Origin of the sequence: Mesobacillus boroniphilus (genome assembly GCF_018424685.1) — a bacterium.
Classification (GTDB): domain Bacteria; phylum Bacillota; class Bacilli; order Bacillales; family Cytobacillaceae; genus Mesobacillus; species Mesobacillus boroniphilus_A.
This window is the reverse complement of the sequence record NZ_QTKX01000002.1, coordinates 742,399-759,302: the sequence shown is the minus strand read 5'-3', so window position 1 is coordinate 759,302 and position 16,904 is coordinate 742,399. Positions and strand designations below refer to the sequence as shown.

Here is a 16,904-nt window from a genome sequence, read left to right as displayed (position 1 = left end):
ATTTTATTGGCGATTTTCACTATTTTATTGGCGAAAATTTATTTTTATTGGCGAAAAAAAGATTTTATTGGCGAAAATCGATGATTTATTTGCGAACTGGAAATTCGGGGTGGTTTTTTCCATTTTCCAAAAACAGAATCAGACACTCTGCACGGTTAGTGCCACTATTTTTAAAAAATCATCACTCATCATTTCTGTCATGAAAATGATTACATATTCAAAGCAAAAAAGGAGTACCCAACCTCTTCTATCCGAGTGGGTACTCCTTTTTCCGTATTATTTAAGTCGTTTTTCCAATTCAGCTTTCTTTTCTTCGAAGCCTGGTTTGCCCAGCAATGCGAACATATTCACTTTGTATGCTTCAACGCCTGGCTGGTCGAATGGATTTACGCCAAGCAGGTAGCCGCTCATTGCGCATGCTTTTTCAAAGAAGTATACAAGGTAACCGAATGTGTACTCGTCAAGCTGTGGGATCGTAAGTACAAGGTTCGGTACGCCCCCATCAGTATGGGCAAGCATTGTTCCTTCGAATGCTTTGTTGTTGACGAAATCAACTGTTTTTCCTGCAAGGTAATTCAACCCGTCAAGATCGCTTGAAGCCTCTTCAATCACCATTTCATGGCGTGGTTTTTCTACCTTGATGATTGTTTCGAACAAATCGCGGCGGCCTTCCTGCACATATTGTCCAAGTGAGTGAAGGTCAGTGGAGAAGTTCGCTGAAGAAGGATAGATTCCCTTCTGGTCTTTTCCTTCACTTTCGCCGAATAGCTGCTTCCACCATTCAGAGAAGTATTGAAGGGATGGCTCATAGTTGATCAGCATTTCAATCGTTTTGCCTTTGTTGTAAAGCGCATTACGGACTGCAGCGTACTGATACGCAGGGTTTTCTTCAAGCTCGGACTTGCCGAAATCCTCTCTTGCCTGTGCTGCGCCATTCATCATGGCGTCTATGTCTGAACCGCTGACAGCGATTGGCAGCAATCCAACAGCTGTCAATACAGAATAACGTCCGCCAACATCATCAGGAATAACGAATGATTCATAGCCTTCTTCGTCAGCAAGAGTTTTCAATGCACCGCGTGCTTTATCCGTTGTTGCGTAGATGCGTTTGCGTGCTTCTTCCACTCCATACTTCTCTTCTAGAAGCTTGCGGAAGATACGGAATGCGATTGCAGGCTCTGTCGTTGTTCCAGATTTTGAAATGACATTGATGGAGAAATCCTTTCCTTCTAAAAGGTCCATAACATCTGTCATATAAGATGAGCTGATGTTGTTGCCGATAAAAATGATTTGTGGTGTCTTGCGCTTCTCTTTTGGAAGAGCGTTATAAAAGCTGTGCTGCAAGAACTCAAGTGCTGCGCGAGCACCTAAGTAAGAGCCGCCGATTCCTACGACAAGCAATACATCAGAATCACTCTTAATCTTTTCCGCAGATTTCTGGATGCGGGTGAATTCTTCTTTATCATAGTCTACAGGCAGATCGATCCAGCCTAAAAAGTCGCTGCCTGCACCAGTCTTTTCATGTAATGAATGATGGGCTACTTTTACAAAATCCCTTAAGTATGTAACTTCGTGTTCACCAAAAAAGCTAAGCGCCTTTGAGTAATCAAAACGAACATGTGTCATGTCTGATCCTCCATTATTTTATATTCTCTATCACTTTATCGAAATGATTCCCAATAATCAAGAAACACTCTCAGATGTAAGCGTGCCCAATTGTGAAATTTTAAGTAAACTTTTCAAAAAAGTTTTTATCGTCACGATTGGGCACCCTTATTGTCCTTTTTTCCAAAATAAAAGAGTCCGATTGAAAGCCAGATCGCGAACAGGATTCCTGTCCCAATCAAAACCGGTACCGGTCCAAATTGTGCGATGAGCGGCATAGACGCGGCGGTGAACAGGCCGCCTCCAATAATTGGTTCGAACATGATCTGTTTATAGCCAAAACCATCTAAGGCTGGCGTTTCTTTTTCCGGATCCACTATTTGCAGCAAAAGTAAACCGGTAGTGGTCATTCCCATGGATTGTCCATATTCGAGCACCGCTCTCTCAAACCAATAATCAGGCATAACTCTTTTTGCCAGCAAGAAAAATGCGGCAAGGTTCAGCGCGATGCCTGCACCGGCTAGTATCAAGAAAGGCAGGATATTTTTACTGATCGCTGAAATAGAAAGAGTCGTTAACGATGCGACAATAAGGACATCCAGGGCGAATCCCTCAATCCGTGCGATAACTTTTTTATCAATAAGCTTGTAGGGGATGAACCGGTCATATAGCATCTGAGTTGCTACTCCTCCGAGCAAGGCCATAGGAAATAACGGAACATGCTTGATGATTTCAATATCGTAAGCCGGCCCCCATGTTGTATTTTCCAGGAGCAACAGCCCCTTTAATAAGACCATTCCTGCGCCGATTGCCACAAAAATGAACAGAAAGTTGACTGTCAGCGATTCAATTGATTCCGATCTTGTTGATAGTTCCCCAGCCGATTTTTCCTCATCCTTTGAGTAGAGACCTTTTTGCTCCCTTTCAGAGAGGTCCGAGGATTTTTTCGCTTTCCCAGCCAGCCCTTTCCTTATGCCCCAATTGACAATGATAATCCCAGTGATCACTCCAGACAGGATTCCGACGGTTGCAAGGCCGAGCGCGATGCTGGCTCCTTCGGAAAAATCAAGCGCCTCAAAAGTGCCTCTCATCCCGGCTGCTGTTCCAGGCCCGCCTTCAAATCCGATTTCAATTAACGCACCTGCCATTGAAGGCAGGTCGAATACTGGCTTTAAAGCGAAAATCGCCAGAAGGATTCCGACAACATACTGGCCCAATGATACGGTTTGGCCATATGCCACTTGAGGACCGGCAATTTTCCAAATCTTTTTGAACCCGGGTATTTTTTTACCTAAAAAAAGTGACGCAAAAATGATGGTAATTGCGACTTCAGGAATCGACAGCATCGCTTCATACACTTTTTCAGGGTATATGCCACTTTCCAGAAAATCTTCCCCCGGAATTATCGATCCCAGATTCCCCAATGCTTCCTTGCTAAATAACAATCCAATTAGCCCTGCAATTAGTGAGGTAGGGATAAAATCCTTTTAAAAAAAGGCTCTGTTAAACTTGGCTGCTGATTTTTGTTCCAGGCGCTTCGCTTTCCGTGGGGCTGGCGATGAGCCTCCTCGTCGCTTCGCTCCTGCTGGGTCTCATCTGACCAGCTAAGCCCGCAGGAGTCTACGCGCCTTCCACTACAATCAACAGGGATATAAAACAACAATGGGCTATAACAGAGCCTAAAAAAAAGGAATCGTCATCCGCAGAAGCATTCCAGCAGCCAGCAAGACTGCAATAAAAACGAATGCAAGCAGGACACTGTTAAATTCCATCTTCTCCTCCTAATTTAATAGTTTCTGTTCTAACCCATACCCTCTCTTCAATGGCAAAAACACAAGAATGCTTTATGGTTTGATTTTCGCTTTGACAATCAGCCTGTGTGTTGCCATATCAATCGGCGTGCATGTAATAAGGGTAAGCACCTTTTCATCCCGGCTGCCATTCAATACGGAAGTGTCATGAGGCTCCACCACTAATGTTTCGTATACTTCATATTGGTAAGTATTGTTTTTATCGCTTACCGTCACGGTATCTCCTTCGTTTACTTCATCGAGCCGGTTGAACATACTGCCATAGGCTCTGTTTCGATGGGCGGCAATAGCGCTGTTCCCTGGCATCCCTGGAGCCGGCGTTCCTTCCAGGAGCCCAGCCCCTATATCCAAATTTGCATCCGACGCTCCATTTAATATAGGCAGCTTTACGCCAATCTTGTCTATTTCAATTACTCCTACGATGCCATTGGACATTTTCTTTTTTGTTTCGGTTTTAGCTGCTGCTTTTTGCTCCGATTCTTGTTTTTCAGTTTGCGGAACTTCATTCATACTGGTCTCCGCCTTAGTTTTGATACTGAGTACTTCCTCAAGTTCCCTAAGACTCTCAGCAGCGATCTGCTCCCCCTGACTGCTGTCCTCCCAGGTTTCAATCATCTTCTCCTGATTGTAGGCGGTGTAATAATCTTTTGCTGCTGGATAAAAGAAGATCGATAGACCAGCAAGGATCATTAATAGCGATAATACCTTTTTCATGAATTTCACCTCTTATAAAAATAAAAGAGGGGAATCGCTTCCCCTCCAACTCGAGTTTAGTTCTTCAATGGATTCTTGAACCTTAGCATGACCCCTCCTGCGGCGATCAGGAATCCTAGCACATAGAACATCGCCCTGCTGCTTTCACCTGTTTGAGGGAGGACCTCTCCGTTCCATACCTGCTCATTTGTTGTGCCATCAGGTGTATTTCCTGATCCTGAATTATTCTCAGGTCCTGTCGTATCATTTTCCCCGTCTGATTCATTCTCTCCTGTTTCTTCCTCTACCATTTCACCTTCCATTTCCCAGTTCAATTGAAGTGTCAGTACACTATCCACCATTTCCAAGGACTCGATTTGCGAAAGTAGGATTAATTTGGTTTCACCGTTCCTTGTGATTTCAATGCCACGAATCAATTCTAGTTCGATTTCTTCCATCAGAGTAAGGCTGAAAAGAGCATTGACTCTTTCAAATTCAATTCTCTTGCCACTCATCATTCGCAATGTCACTTTTTCAATCTGACGCGGATTCTCGTCTATCATGATTTTAATCATTGTTAGCACGTTCACAGTTTCATCAACTTCCTCTGAATCCTCTGATCCAGCCGGTTCTTCTGCAGGAAGTTCACAACTTTCCAGCCAGTAATTCACTGAACCTTCCGCTTCAACACCCACTCTTATTTCACTTACTGGTACCACAAGTACTTCCCCTGTTGTAAAAATCAATTTGAATGCCGTGACATTATCTTTTATGAACTCACCTTCATCAAAAGTTTTATACAGCGGTGATGAACCTGGATTCGTCATTTCTTCCCACACGCCATTCACCTGAACAAAGGCTGTTTCAACAGGATCGACACATTGATCGATATGCAGGTGAATCTGCGTACTTGTATTTTCATTGGCTGTTACGGTTCCATCCTCAGCTGCTGTCGACTCATTTTCGTCTGCTGAAGCATTAGCTTCTTCTGGAGGATTACTTTCTTCTGAAGCATTACTTTCTTCCAGAGCATTAGTTTCCTCTGAAGCACTTTCTTCCTCCGGAGCATCAATTCCCTCTGCAGTATTGACTTCCTGATTGGCACTGTTTTCAGATTCTTCAGGTTGATTTGTTGTTTCTTGATCCGAGTTACTTTGTGCTTGGTCAGATGTTATTTTAGTGTCTGATCCTTCCTCAACATTTGTTTCATTTTCCGTAGATGCTGCTTTTACCTCACCATTAGACTTTTCCTTCTGGTCTGCAGACTTTGTAGTTTCTGTGTTATTTTTTTGAACCTGCTCTTCTTGGTTACTAGTATTTTCTTCGAATTTTGCTCCTTGCTCATTATTTTCCGCGGCAAATGCACCTGTAACCGGGGATGTAATCATGACCATTAGCATGAATGCAACTAAGGATAAACGCTTTTTAATTTTCAAAATTTCTACTCCTTTTCGAATAAAATTTTACACTAAAAATGACTGAATATTCAGTTATTTCACAAGAGTTCTTGCCTCCTTTTCCTTGTATTCATCCTTTTTTACTAGACAAAACAACAGCGAGAATATCTCTAATTTCATGGCAGCTAGGACAATCTTAGCTAGAAAGCTACAGCCTTAGACTCCTTGCTTTGCGTCCCTGTCTTTCAATCAGGATTGCCTTGAGCATGATTGGTGTTAATGTCAATTTTTATGTAAATTGTTCCTGCTGCTCCATTGTCTTACATTTAGAGACTTACCACAGTTAACCAGCTACTTAAACATATAGTCCTAGAAATGTTATTGGTAAATTTTTCTTCAGTTTCTTTTTTACCCGATAAGGATGATGATTTCAGTAAAAACGGAGTCTTTTCTTACAAAAATCATTAAGATTTTTTACCCATATAAAGACAAAGGACCCAGGGTTAATCCCCTGGATCCTTATTTTACGTTTATAGAGACATACGATAGATTTCCAATACGTCGTCTTTATTCAATTTTGCAAAGTTGCCAAACTCGCCGTTTACCATTGCCTTATCTGCCATTACTTCCAGCTTGCTGTCATCAATGTCATAATCAGCAAGTCGTGATGGTGCACCGATGCTGTTCCAGAATTCACGCAGCTTTTCGATTCCTTCCAAGCCTGCTTCTTCGTCTGTCTTGCCTTCTGGATTCACGCCGAAGACCCTGACAGCCAATTTCTTGAAACGTTCTGGTTTTACCTTAAGGTTATGCTTCATCCAGTTCGGGAACAGGATGGCCAGCCCGCCTCCATGAGGGATATCATACACTGCAGATACCGCGTGCTCAATATTATGAGTTGCCCAATCGCCGCGGTAACCCATGTTAAGGATTCCATTCAATGCCATTGTTCCTGAATAAAGGATGGTAGCACGATATTCGTAGTTCTCCAGGTCCTCAAGCAGCTTTGGAGCTGTTTCCATCACTGTCAAAAGCAAGGATTCGGCCATACGGTCCTGGTATTCAGTGTTCTCTGTCAAATGGAAATAGTGCTCGAATACATGTGACATCATGTCAACAATGCCGTAGATTGTTTGGTCCTTAGGAACTGTAAATGTGTTCACAGGATCTAAAATAGAGAATTTAGGGAAAGTCACCGGGCTTCCCCAGCCATATTTTTCATTCGTTTCCCAATTGGTAATGACAGAGCCGGCATTCATTTCGGAACCTGTAGCCGCCAATGTCAGCACAGTTCCGAACGGAAGTGCTTCTGATGCAAAAGCCTTCTTCGTGACAAGGTCCCAAGCATCGCCATCGTATTTGGCTCCGGCTGCGATTGCCTTCGTGCAGTCAATTACACTGCCACCTCCCACCGCGAGCAATAATTCAATGCCTTCCTCTTTGCAGATTTCCACACCTTTATGAACAGTCGACAGACGAGGGTTCGGTTCAACACCCGAAAGTTCGAATACCTCAGCTCCGATTTCTTTTAAGTAATTCATGACAGAGTCATAAAGCCCATTCCGCTTAATGCTGCCTCCGCCATATACAAGCAGAACCTTCTTGCCATATTGAGGGACTTCATTCTTAAGCTGCTCAAGTTGGCCTTTGCCAAAGATTAGTTTTGTTGGATTATAAAATGTAAAGTTATCCATTTTTTATCACCTTCCTCAAGGCTAATTATGTTCCTTTTTTAAAAGCAATGCAAAAAATACACTTCTTAATGTTCTCCAATGTGCTCCAAAATGTTACAACCTTTTTTAGCAGGGTAGATTTTTAATATAGCGTGGATGAATAATTCATCATCTGCTGAATCACTCTATAAAAGAACAAATTTAGTATAAGGAGGAAACACCCATGAGCGGTATTCAACGTGCAGCACTTGTTCTTACCATTATCGGGGCCATCAACTGGGGCTTAGTAGGGTTCTTCCAATTCGATCTTGTTGCAGCAATTTTCGGCGGACAGGATTCAGCATTGGCTCGAATCATCTATGGCCTGGTTGGTCTTGCTGGTTTAATAAACATCGGTCTTCTATTCGCGCCAAGCGAAAGAGAGGAAAGAGCGGCAGAACCACGGGCTACGCGATAACTAGAAAAGCGAAAGCGCCTTGGTCAGCCCCGACAAGCGCTGGAGGGCCTGACAGTGAAGTCGTTCTTTGACTTCATTGGCAGGACCGAAGCGTCTCGAGGGGCTAGGCGCTGGAGCTGGACATTTCTCGAAGTTGTATTACACTTTCTTATCTCTTTAGAAAAGCGCAAGCGCCTTGGTCAGCTTCGACGGTATTTACATGAAAAACCCCGCCACAAAGGCGGGTTTTCTCATTTTTATGATAATACTTTCTTGATTCGTTCAATCGCCCAGTCAAGTTCTTCCTGGCTGATGACAAGCGGCGGTGCGAAACGGATGACCGTATCATGCGTCTCTTTGCAAAGCAGTCCTTCTTCTTTCAGATCTTCACAGTACTTGCGGGCAGGTTCTGTCAGTTCGACGCCTATGAACAAGCCACGGCCGCGAATATCCTTGATGATGGAATTGTCGATTTCACGAAGCTTGCTGATGAAATATTCTCCAAGTTCAAGGGAGCGATCTGCAAGATTCTCGTCAATCAATACATCCAGGGATGCGATAGAAACGGCACAAGCCATTGGGTTTCCGCCGAAAGTAGACCCGTGGGAACCAGGGTTGAATACACCCAGCACATCATTGTCAGCAACCACACAGGAAATCGGGAATACTCCGCCACCAAGTGCTTTTCCGAGGATGTACATATCAGGCTCGATGCCCTCCCATTCGCATGCGAACATTTTTCCAGATCTGGCTAGACCAGCCTGAATTTCATCCGCGATGAACAGGACATTGCTTTCTTTACATACATCATAGGCAGCCTTCATGAAACCTTCAGGCGGAATCACAATTCCTGCTTCACCCTGGATCGGTTCGATCAAGAAAGCTGCAGTGTTAGGCGTGATTGCTTCCTTCAGGGCATCAAGATCACCGTAAGGAATCAATTTGATTCCTGGAAGCATTGGGCCGAAGCCGCGTTTGTATTCTTCTTCTGATGATAGCGAGACCGCTGTCATTGTACGGCCATGGAAGTTGCCGATACAAGCGATGATCTCAGCCTGGTTGTCTGCAACGCCTTTGACATCATAAGCCCATCTGCGGGCAGCTTTAACAGCCGTCTCAACCGCTTCCGCTCCGGTATTCATCGGCAAAGCCATTTCTTTATTCGTTAACTTGCAAATCTTTTCATACCATGGTCCGAGCTGATCATTGTGGAATGCTCTTGAAGTAAGAGTCACACGGTCAGCCTGGTCTTTAAGAGCCTGGATGACTCTCGGATGGCGGTGCCCCTGATTGACAGCAGAGTAAGCACTCAGCATGTCCATATATCTGTTGCCTTCAGGATCCTCTACCCAAACTCCTTCAGCATTCGCAATGACGATTGGCAGTGGATGATAGTTATTCGCACCGTACTTTTGAGTTTGTTCGATCAGAGAGCTAGTTTTTGTTGTCATGAACCTTCCTCCGTTCCAATGAAAAAATTGGTTAGACAATCATATTGTAACCTGTAAACTCTTTCATTTTAACCCCCTAAAAAAGATTGGGGCAGTTTTCGGTTGTTTTTCAGATTCCAGATGGGTTCGGACAGCTTTTTGGAGTTTTTCCGGTAGACTTGTCTGAAGGCGGCCGGGGTTCTGACAGCTTTTCATGCTCTTCCCCTAAACTTGTCCGAAGTTGCCTCTAGTTCTGACACTTTCCGTGACTTCGCCTGATACTTGTCCGAAGGGACCTCGGGTCGTAAAGCAAATGTGCCCTTCACTTTTCCAAGAACTAAAAAAACCGGACGAAATGTCCGGTTTTTGCTTTAAAACTTATTTCTTAGCCATATCTGACTGGTTGATCCACTCTTGAAGCTTATCCTTCAAAGTGTTAAAGCCTTGAGCTGAGTCATCCTGGTGCTGAACTACAGCAGCTGGACGCTTGGCGCTGCGTGGCTTCTTAGCGCGTTGTGGTTGTTCTGGTGCTTCTTCAGTAGCACGGATTGATAAGCCAATTTTTCCAGCAGCTTCATCAATTGACAAAACTTTCACTTTCACTTCATCGCCAACTGTAAGGTGCTCGTTAACGTCCTTAACATAACCGTGTGTGATTTCTGAAATGTGCACTAGACCTTGTGTATTTTCATCTAACGCTACGAAAGCGCCATATGGCTGGATTCCTGTAACTTTTCCTGTTAAAACGCTGCCTACTTCGATATTTTCTGACATGGAAACACTCCTATAAATTGTTTTATTTTATCCCATTAATACGCAATTAAAAATTATATCATATTCTATAGCATTTATCAAAAGGAATAAGATAATTCTATTTTAGTGTTTCCCACCAGCTTATTGGAATGGTAAATATTGGACCTTCCAGAAGCCATCTTCCTGTGTCATTTGGAATACGAGTGAATCAGCACCTTCTGTATAGTGAAGCTGTATACCGACGATCTTGTCTGGGTCATCTTCAGCATAATACAATGTTGAAAACTGGTAACCTCTAAGCAAATTGCCAAGTCCGCCTCTGTCTTCCTGTTCTTTTACATATCGCTCTAAGGAAGGCAGGGCTTCGTTATGGCTATAGAGTGCGTACATTGTTTCATGATCTCTTTCTTTATCAGCATGTAAATAAAGCTGCATGATTTCAAAAGGGCTGTAATTTTTGAGTATATTCCAGTTCTTCTTGGCTGCAAATTCCTTATAGCTGGACAAGAGAGCATTGGGTAAAGGGAAGATATCGAAAAAAACATCTTCATTTTTCAGATTGTTGGGAGCAACCAAATACAATGGATACCTGACTGTCTCCTCATCAAAACCACTTGGTTTCAGGAAATTATTTTCTTCCAGCCTCCCATAGAAGGCTTTAATGGCTTTCCCTGTGTCACTATCGGGATATAACTTGATAATAACCTTGTACGCTTCCCTTACCTCATTCTTCAGTACATTATTTTCATCAAAAATACGGCTCGGTATCCGGCCAAGTACAAATTCCGCGTAATACGACCTGGCTGCGCCCTTGATATATTCTTTGATCATTTCATGTTTGAGCGAATGGTAAGTTTTTTCATAGTTAACGAGCAGTTCACCTAGTTCTTTATATGAACGGACATTCCCGCCATCATCGTGGATTTTCACATCAAGCATTTGCATGTATGTTAAAAAATCTGGATGTACGCTATTTTTCACCTGGTCTGCCACCCATGGGTAATTGATTGCAGCCTTAATCGTTCCATTTTCATTGGCTTGAAAATAATATCCATTTGCCTTTGCGCCAGCTGCAAGTGCCTTTAAGCGTTCATTTTCAATTCCACTTCCGCCGGCATTTAATTTTGCCGCAATTTCTGCAGCGCTATTTTTCTTAAGCTCTTTATCAAACACCTGCAGGACGACCGGGTGCCAGTATAAAGACTGGTAATAATCCAGCTGCGTCAGCAACTGCATTTCAAGCTCCATATCCGCATATCGGCTTCTGTCCTCATTCTTCAGGTTTTTGATACTTTCTGATGGCAGAGTAAATACAGCATCGATCATCTTTATTAAATCATTCCTCAGTTGGTTTAACTCATCCTGGTTGTATTCTTTCAAGTTAGCCAGAATATTCTTTTTGGCACTTTCTATTTCTTCGAGCATGCCGCGAGCTAACGTCCTTTCATCCGCTATTCCTTTTACACCGATTTTCTTTTCGGCTTCTGCCCTCTTTTTATAAAAATGCTTTTCAACCCTTTTGAACTGCTCTTCTACTTCTTTAGGATCCATCTCCCCAGTCTTCACCTGTTCGCCTGAAGGCTGGTGTTGAGATGGCTGATCTGTTGAAGGTCCATTTCCGCCAATATATTGCATCATCAAAACCCCAGCAATCATCCCTACCCCAATAAAACTTGCGGCGTACGGCAAGTGAAACCATTTATTTTGATTCTTCTTCTTTTGGTCCTTTTTGATGGCCGCAAGGATCGCTGAACGATTCTCGTCTTCCGGCATATCATCGTATGCTTTCTTCAGGCTCTCTAGACGCTTCTCCAATAATTGATCATCCATGGTTTTCACCCTCCTTCTTTTCGGCTAGAGTGAGCAGTTTCTTCAAGTGTTCCTTCGCTCTTGACATCCGTGTCTTTACATTTGCCAGCGATGCACCTGTTATTTCTGAAATTTCGTCGTAGCTTTTATCGTGAAAATAATAGAGGACAATTGGTACGCGATATTTTTCATCAAGTTTTTGAATGCATTCATGTAATGTCCTGTCTTCTTCATACCGAAGGATGCTTTCTTCTGCTGTCTTCCCGTTGTATGTCCTTTCCTTGCCAATCTTCAGCACCTTTTTAATTTGCCTTTGCTTATTTCGTGAAAAATCCCTCGTGACATTCAAGGTGATTTTATAGAGCCAGGTTGTGAATTTCGCATGCGAAAATTGGTCGAGGAAGCGGTACACCCTTACGAATACTTCCTGGGTGATATCATCTATGTCGTCATATTTGTTTCCAAGCTGGAAGGCAAAGCGCTTGACGGTTGGAGTATGGATATCAATCAACTCCGCAAAAGCCTGCACATTGCCATTCCGGGCCCGGAACACTAATTCATCATCATTCATTTTGGATCCCCCAAACTGGTACATATCTTTAGTCAGTTGCTTTCAATTAACGGTAACGATAGCGGCCGAATACGTTCCGTTTTCTTCAAGTGAAAACCACTTTTACTGTAAAACGGCATATTTTTCATTTTGTTTCAAAAAAATAACAAAAAGCTAAATAATTGTTTAAAGCCTGAAAATGCTATGCTTTTTCCTGAAAAAATAGTAACATGAAAAGGTATTTTTTTATTTTGTCAGAAAATATAAATATTCAGATTTTTAAAGGAGTTTTCTTATGAACAAGCACGAACAATGGACTTCAAAGCTCGGGTTCATCCTGGCTGCGGCGGGATCTGCCATTGGGCTCGGGGCAATCTGGAAATTCCCCTACATGGCGGGTACAAATGGGGGCGGCATTTTTCTCATCTTCTTCTTACTGATGACTATTTTTATAGGCGCGCCTATTCTGTTGGCTGAATTCATAATTGGCCGGAGCACCCAAAAGGACGCCGTTATGTCTTATAAACACCTGGCTCCAAAAAGCGCATGGCCATTGCTTGGATATGGCGGTGTCATTGCTTCCTTCCTGATTCTTTCTTTCTACAGTGTAGTTGGCGGCTGGATTCTTTCTTATCTGGCGCGAAGCCTCACCGGATCACTTTCAGGATTGACACAGGCAGAATATGGAGCCGCATTTGAAGGAATCATATCCAATCCAATTGAAGCAGTTGCTGTACAGCTGTTATTCCTCATCCTGACCATTTGGGTCGTACAAGGCGGAATCCAGCAGGGTATTGAAAAAGCAAGTAAATACATGATGCCCGCTCTGTTCATCCTATTTATCATCCTGGCAATCAGGTCTTTAACACTTGATGGAGCGATGGCCGGGGTAGAATTTTTCCTGAAGCCTGACTGGTCAGCTGTAACAGGACAAACCATTTTGATGGCACTGGGGCAGTCCTTTTTTGCTTTAAGTGTCGGACTGTCAGTAATGGTAACTTATGCATCTTATTTGTCCAAGAGTGAGAGCATTGCAAAATCCGCATTTTCCGTAGTCGGTTTGAATATTCTCATATCGCTGCTTGCCGGCCTAGTCATTTTCCCGGCTGTATTCGCGCTTGGTTTTGAGCCAGAAGCAGGACCAGGACTTGTTTTCGTTGTACTGCCTGCCGTTTTTAATGAATTAGCATTTGGCGGTTTATTCCTGACGATTTTCTTGATTTTACTGCTTTTCGCGACACTGACCTCCGCGTTTTCAATTCTTGAAATCATCGTCGCAGTACTATCAAAAGGGGACAAAAATAATCGGAAAAAGTTTTCCTGGATTGCGGGCCTGCTTGTATTTGCAGCGGGAATTCCGAATGCTCTATCTTTCGGTGTCTTGTCAGAGGTGAAATTTTTCGGTAAGACCTTCTTCGATCTCGCTGACTTCCTGACGAGCAATATCGCCCTGCCACTTGGCGCCTTTTTCATCGCCATATTCGTCGGCTATGTGCTTCCACGAAAAATGGTCAGACGTGAAATGGAGGAAGGCACTCAAAGCAATCCGGTACTGTTCAACATATGGTACTTCTCTATCCGCTACATCGTACCAATAGGTATTGGCATTGTTTTTTTACATTCGATTGGTATAATCTAAAGTTAAGAAAACGTTCACATTATTGTCGATATTTTCAAAAATTTAATGATAAACTTATAGTAAGAGATATTTTATTTTTGGAGGTGATGAGCGATGACTGCAATTGGACAGAATATCAAGATGTGCCGTGAACGAGTCGGAATTTCTCAGGAGGAGCTCGCTTTAAAAATCAGGGTAGGTACGCGGACAATCCAAAGATACGAAAGTGGCGAGCATACACCTAAATTGCAGACGATCCTAAAGATTTCGACTGCCCTTGATGTCCCTGCGTCAGAGTTAATGGGAGAGATTTATTACGCTGCACCGCCTGAACTCGACCAAAAACCAAGCAGCTTATAACCTACATGATCATAAAACTCCTTAGCAGGCAGAGGCTTCTGCCTGCTCTATTTTTTGGTACTGGAAAAGTGCACGATTGTGAAGGATGACATCAGTGAAACAGTACCCAGACACCAAAAAAAATTTGAAAATAAAGGTATACTATTCTGTCAATCTGGTTAACCTAGTCCCATAAGGCTTTCTAGTATTCCCCCCCTTTTTAATGGACACCAGCATTGGTGTCCATTTTTTTTGGGTTTACAGTCATTTTTTTGTGTGAAGTTGTGATTTGCGGGGAAAATAAATGGCATACCTTGCCTAATTCGCTAATAATGTCAGGAGTGAAAGCCGATGGAATTCGCCAGGAATAAAACCGTAAGAGGAATCGACCTTTACTATGAGCACCACCAGAACTCTGAATCAAAGGAAACACTGGTTTTGCTTCATGGATTTCTGTCCTCCACTTTCAGCTTCAGGCATTTGATCCCCCTGCTTAAAGAGGATTATAACGTCATTTCTGTGGACCTTCCCCCTTTTGGGAAAAGCGGCAAGATTTCCAGCTTTAAATATTCCTATCAAAACCTGGCCGCAACGGTTGTTGAATTGATGAAATCACTTGGCATCCGCGAATTTAATGTCGTAGGCCATTCAATGGGCGGCCAAATTGCCATGAATATTCTGCTGCATCACCCGGAATATGCGAAAAAAGGAATCCTGCTTTGCAGTTCTGGATATTTGAAAAGGGCTAAGCTGCCGCTAGTCCTTTCAAGCTACATCCCATATTTCCACCTCTATGTTAAGTTTCACCTGGCACGCTCAGGAGTAAAACAGAACTTGCAGAACGTCGTATATGACCATTCAATGATCAATGATGAAATGCTGTATGGCTATCTCTCTCCATTTTTTGAGGATGATATTTTCAAAGCCTTAACGATGATGATCCGCCACCGAGAGGGCGACCTTTCAACTGAGGAATTGCGGAAAATAGAAGCACCATGCCTGCTGATCTGGGGTGAACACGATAAAGTCGTCCCCGTCCGCATTGGAAGACGGTTGAATAAGGATTTGAGGAATTCCGAACTGATCATTTTAAAGGAAACAGGGCATCTCGTCCCAGAGGAACGCCCCGAAGATGTTCACCAACTGATCAACAGGTTCATAGCAGCAGAGGAAAAAGCAGAAGCAACAGCAAACGGCAGCCTGTGATGGCTGCCGTTTCTGCTAGTCATTTATTTGCGTTATAAGGAACAGCTATCTTCGTTCTTGATTGCCAGCAAGGTGTTCGCGATCGAAAGGCACTCTTTGTAAGGTAAAACTTTTTCAAAAGAAAATTCAAATACAGACTGGATCCTGCGGGCAACTTTATCTGCTTCGTCATAATCGTGGACGGCCTGCAGAATATCAGCGATTTCCGGATCGAATTCTCCTTCCCCTACGTTGAAAGGGTCCCATTTATTTAGAACATTGATCAATTTATAGCTTAGTTCTTTAGATTCCAATTCAATCACCTGATTATTTTTTAGAAATATCTTATCATAAAGTTAGAAAGAGATAAATTTACCAGGAAAAGGCGGTGCGTACATATGGAAAGAATAGATTTTGACAAAGTAGTCGACCGGAGCAATTCGCATTCAGTGAAGTGGGATGCGATCGATAAGGTTTTTGGCAAAGATGATATTCTGCCAATGTGGGTCGCGGATATGGACTTTCATCCTCCCCAGGCAGTTACCGATGCACTGAAAGACAGAATTGACCACGGGATTTTTGGCTATACATTCGTCCCGATGTCAGTGACAGAAGCCCTCAAGGACTGGATGAAAAAACGCCATGACTGCGACTTTAAGAAATCTTCAATCGTTTTTAGCGAAGGGGTCGTCCCTTCCATCAGCACCGCAATTCGGGCATTTACGGAAAAAGGCGATAAAGTACTTGTTCATTCTCCTGTGTACACACCATTTTTCAACATGGTCAAAAATAATGAGCGAACACTCGTAACATCTAACCTGCTATATGAAAACGGGAGATTCGAACTCGATTTTGCCGACTTTGAAGCAAAGCTGAAAGAAGGAGTCAAAATGTTCATCCTCTGTAACCCGCATAATCCGGGCGGCAGGGTATGGACGAGAGATGAGCTGGAAAAACTCGGCGACCTGTGCGTGAAGCATGAATGCCTGATCGTATCTGATGAAATCCACTCCGATTTAGTGTTCAAGCCTAATGTCCATATCCCAATCGCTTCAATGAAAGAAAAGTTCAGGGATATCACGACAACATTCGTTGCGCCAAGCAAAACCTTCAATCTCGCTGGACTCCAGGCATCTGCCGCACTGATTCCGAACAAGGAGTTGAAGGCCAAATTCAAGGAGATCCATGAGCAGCAAGGCTTTTTCACCTTGAATGCCTTTGCGATTGCCGGAATGGAGGCAGCCTATCGCGGCGGTGAGGAATGGCTAGATCAGCTACTAGCTTATCTGGATGAGAATATGAAAATCGCTACCGACTTTATAGCAGAACACCTGCCTGCACTTAAGCCAATGAAGGCTGATGCCACCTACCTCCTCTGGATCAACTGCCGGGAGCTTGGTTTGAGTGATGATGAAATAAAGGACCTCCTTCTAGAAAAAGGGAAACTCGGGCTTGAGCCAGGAACAAAGTACGGTGAAGGTGGCGAAGGCTTTGTACGGATGAATCTCGCTTGTCCGCGCGAAACCTTGAACGAAGGGCTTGAAAGGCTGAAGAAGGCGTTTAGTTAAGGTTCTAATTGAAAGAGCTTAACATTATAAAAAACTA

The 16,904-nt window shown here is 43.3% G+C and carries 15 protein-coding genes and 1 riboswitch; of the genes, 5 read left to right on the top strand and 10 right to left on the bottom strand.

Annotated features, from left to right (window positions below; all coding sequences use genetic code 11):
* Positions 1–276: 276 nt before the first annotated feature.
* The 5 genes from DYI25_RS16565 to DYI25_RS16545 form a co-directional block, all read right to left on the bottom strand.
* On the bottom strand, positions 277–1,626 hold the full coding sequence (locus DYI25_RS16565; protein WP_213370865.1) for a glucose-6-phosphate isomerase: 1,350 nt from the start codon (positions 1,624–1,626) through the stop codon (positions 277–279).
* A gap of 131 nt (positions 1,627–1,757) precedes the next feature.
* Complete coding sequence (locus tag DYI25_RS16560; protein ID WP_213370863.1) at positions 1,758–3,050, bottom strand: sodium/glutamate symporter; 1,293 nt, start codon at positions 3,048–3,050, stop codon at positions 1,758–1,760.
* 399 nt (positions 3,051–3,449) lie between these two features.
* Positions 3,450–4,130 (bottom strand): class D sortase, encoded by a 681-nt coding sequence (locus tag DYI25_RS16555; RefSeq protein ID WP_213370861.1) that lies wholly within the window; start codon positions 4,128–4,130, stop codon positions 3,450–3,452.
* A gap of 56 nt (positions 4,131–4,186) precedes the next feature.
* The gene (locus DYI25_RS16550) at positions 4,187–5,545 is read right to left on the bottom strand and encodes an LPXTG cell wall anchor domain-containing protein (RefSeq protein WP_213370859.1); all 1,359 of its coding nucleotides are present in this window, start codon (positions 5,543–5,545) and stop codon (positions 4,187–4,189) included.
* 138 nt (positions 5,546–5,683) lie between these two features.
* A riboswitch (cyclic di-GMP riboswitch) is annotated at positions 5,684–5,776 on the bottom strand.
* Between the two features lie 260 nt (positions 5,777–6,036).
* Positions 6,037–7,200 (bottom strand): iron-containing alcohol dehydrogenase, encoded by a 1,164-nt coding sequence (locus DYI25_RS16545; RefSeq protein ID WP_213370857.1) that lies wholly within the window; start codon positions 7,198–7,200, stop codon positions 6,037–6,039.
* A gap of 202 nt (positions 7,201–7,402) precedes the next feature.
* Here DYI25_RS16545 and DYI25_RS16540 point away from each other — a divergent pair, with 202 nt between their 5' ends.
* A complete protein-coding gene (locus DYI25_RS16540) occupies positions 7,403–7,636 on the top strand; it encodes a DUF378 domain-containing protein (RefSeq protein WP_023626663.1) in 234 nt (77 codons plus the stop codon).
* A gap of 236 nt (positions 7,637–7,872) precedes the next feature.
* On the opposite strand, the gene DYI25_RS16535 is transcribed toward DYI25_RS16540, so the two are convergent.
* The 4 genes from DYI25_RS16535 to DYI25_RS16520 form a co-directional block, all read right to left on the bottom strand.
* Positions 7,873–9,066: an ornithine--oxo-acid transaminase gene (locus DYI25_RS16535; RefSeq protein WP_213370855.1), complete on the bottom strand. Its 1,194-nt coding sequence runs from the start codon at positions 9,064–9,066 to the stop codon at positions 7,873–7,875.
* Positions 9,067–9,423: 357 nt separating this feature from the next.
* Entirely contained in the window at positions 9,424–9,819 is a 396-nt protein-coding gene (gene yugI / locus DYI25_RS16530) for a S1 domain-containing post-transcriptional regulator GSP13 (protein WP_213370853.1), read from the bottom strand.
* 120 nt (positions 9,820–9,939) lie between these two features.
* Positions 9,940–11,628 (bottom strand): hypothetical protein, encoded by a 1,689-nt coding sequence (locus tag DYI25_RS16525; protein WP_213370851.1) that lies wholly within the window; start codon positions 11,626–11,628, stop codon positions 9,940–9,942.
* Positions 11,621–12,178: an RNA polymerase sigma factor gene (locus DYI25_RS16520; RefSeq protein ID WP_213370849.1), complete on the bottom strand. Its 558-nt coding sequence runs from the start codon at positions 12,176–12,178 to the stop codon at positions 11,621–11,623. The genes DYI25_RS16525 and DYI25_RS16520 overlap by 8 nt, the downstream gene beginning before the upstream one ends.
* Before the next feature lie 274 nt (positions 12,179–12,452).
* On the opposite strand from DYI25_RS16520, the gene DYI25_RS16515 reads away from it, so the two are divergent.
* From DYI25_RS16515 to DYI25_RS16505, 3 genes are all read left to right on the top strand, one after another.
* Positions 12,453–13,796: a sodium-dependent transporter gene (locus DYI25_RS16515; RefSeq protein ID WP_213370847.1), complete on the top strand. Its 1,344-nt coding sequence runs from the start codon at positions 12,453–12,455 to the stop codon at positions 13,794–13,796.
* Positions 13,797–13,889: 93 nt separating this feature from the next.
* On the top strand, positions 13,890–14,135 hold the full coding sequence (locus DYI25_RS16510) for a helix-turn-helix domain-containing protein (RefSeq protein WP_213370845.1): 246 nt from the start codon (positions 13,890–13,892) through the stop codon (positions 14,133–14,135).
* A gap of 330 nt (positions 14,136–14,465) precedes the next feature.
* On the top strand, positions 14,466–15,320 hold the full coding sequence (locus DYI25_RS16505) for an alpha/beta fold hydrolase (RefSeq protein ID WP_213370843.1): 855 nt from the start codon (positions 14,466–14,468) through the stop codon (positions 15,318–15,320).
* A gap of 32 nt (positions 15,321–15,352) precedes the next feature.
* Here DYI25_RS16505 and DYI25_RS16500 read toward each other — a convergent pair whose 3' ends face one another.
* Positions 15,353–15,613 carry a DUF1871 family protein gene (locus DYI25_RS16500; protein WP_213370841.1) on the bottom strand — a complete coding sequence of 87 codons (261 nt, stop codon included), beginning with the start codon at positions 15,611–15,613 and terminating at the stop codon, positions 15,353–15,355.
* A gap of 84 nt (positions 15,614–15,697) precedes the next feature.
* On the opposite strand from DYI25_RS16500, the gene DYI25_RS16495 reads away from it, so the two are divergent.
* On the top strand, positions 15,698–16,867 hold the full coding sequence (locus DYI25_RS16495) for a MalY/PatB family protein (RefSeq protein WP_249745484.1): 1,170 nt from the start codon (positions 15,698–15,700) through the stop codon (positions 16,865–16,867).
* Positions 16,868–16,904: the final 37 nt, after the last annotated feature.